We start from the raw sequence: 1,374 nt of genomic DNA on the forward strand, positions 1-1,374 counted from the left end.
CTGAGCGGATTCGCGTTTAAACTCTGCGCTGAAATTTCTTTTTTTCATTGAGGCACCTGTAATGTTCTGAGGTGAGCATATCACCTCTGTTCAGGTGGCCAAATTCAGTAAACCACTTCACCGAAATGGAAGAACTGAAGCACAACGATGGCCGCGTACGTCATGTAGAAATGCTTGATGACGCAATCAATCAGTGGACAAAGAAAAAAACACTGACAGAAGTTCTTTCAGATTTGAATGAAGGTGGCGTGCCCGCGGGTAAAATTTATGACGCCGCAGACATTGCGGCAGACCCTCACTTTATCAAGCGCGACATGCTTATCAAAGATAGTCTGCCGGACGGGACACCTGTGACATTACCGGGAATCGTACCAAAGTTACTGACAACTCCGGGGCAGATACGCAGTAAAGCACCCACTCTGGGTGAACATACCAATGAAGTGCTCTTAGCACTGGGGTTAAGTCCGTCACAGCAAGACGATTTGAAATCGAGAGGGATTATCTGATGTTTAACTCTGAAGATAATATCCATATCAAATTACTGATCAACGAAGTTTGCCCACGTGATGGGCTGCAAAATGAATCTGTATATTTGAATACGCAAGATAAAATATCAATGATTAATAAACTCAGCAGATGCGGTTTCGCCAAAATTGAAGTGACCTCTTTCACATCACCAAAAGCGATCCCCGCTCTCAGAGATGCTGAAGAGGTAATGAAAAGTATAGATAGAAACCCGAAAACACGTTATACCGCGCTAGTGCCAAATTTGCGCGGCGCAGAGCGCGCACTGAGCTGCATGCTTGATGAAGCTAATCTCGTGATGTCTGTGAGTGAAAGTCACAATGTTGCAAATTTACGAATGACACGTAGTGAATCCGTCCGTCAGCTGAGGCAGACAATCAATCTTTTTCAAAACAAAAATATTCCGCTAAATATATCTTTATCTACTGTTTTTGGCTGTCCTTTTGAAGGTGATGTTTCTCCTCATGAAGTCATCAGGTTGATTGAGGCATTTTCGGACTATGGCATTTCTGGCATCACACTTTGCGATACAACAGGCATGGCTTATCCCTCACAGGTATATAAACTATGCAAAACTGTACTCGAACGGTTTCCAGAGCTTATGTTAACACTGCACTTTCATGATACCCGTGGACTGGCTCTGGCTAACACACTCGCAGCGCTTGAGGCCGGCGTAGTGAGCTTTGACTCTGCAGCAGGCGGGCTGGGCGGATGTCCATTTGCGCCAGGGGGCTTTGTTGAATAAATCGAACTTTTGCTGAGTTGAAGGATCAGATCACGCATCCTCCCGACAACACAGACCGTTCCGTGGCAAAGCAAAAATTCAAAATCACCAACTGGCCCACCTAC

General features: G+C 45.3%; 3 protein-coding genes. All 3 read left to right on the plus strand.

Annotated features, from left to right (window positions below; genetic code table 11):
- Positions 1-125 precede the first annotated feature (125 nt).
- Positions 126-506 (plus strand): CoA transferase, encoded by a 381-nt coding sequence (locus MHZ97_RS22245; RefSeq protein WP_239315704.1) that lies wholly within the window; start codon positions 126-128, stop codon positions 504-506.
- The gene (locus tag MHZ97_RS22250; RefSeq protein WP_239315705.1) at positions 506-1,270 is read left to right on the plus strand and encodes a hydroxymethylglutaryl-CoA lyase; all 765 of its coding nucleotides are present in this window, start codon (positions 506-508) and stop codon (positions 1,268-1,270) included. The genes MHZ97_RS22245 and MHZ97_RS22250 overlap by 1 nt, the downstream gene beginning before the upstream one ends.
- A 17-nt stretch (positions 1,271-1,287) precedes the next feature.
- A partial coding sequence (locus tag MHZ97_RS22255; RefSeq protein ID WP_239313698.1) for a hypothetical protein occupies positions 1,288-1,374 on the plus strand: 87 nt, incomplete at its 3' end.

This window comes from Pantoea sp. ACRSC, from assembly GCF_022346785.1.
Classification (GTDB): domain Bacteria; phylum Pseudomonadota; class Gammaproteobacteria; order Enterobacterales; family Enterobacteriaceae; genus Pantoea; species Pantoea alvi.

Coding starts and splice junctions, on each gene's coding strand:
- MHZ97_RS22250 (WP_239315705.1), top strand. CDS start 506: ATGTTTAACTCTGAAGATAATATCCATATCAAATTACTGATCAACGAA.
- MHZ97_RS22245 (WP_239315704.1), top strand. CDS start 126: ATGGAAGAACTGAAGCACAACGATGGCCGCGTACGTCATGTAGAAATG.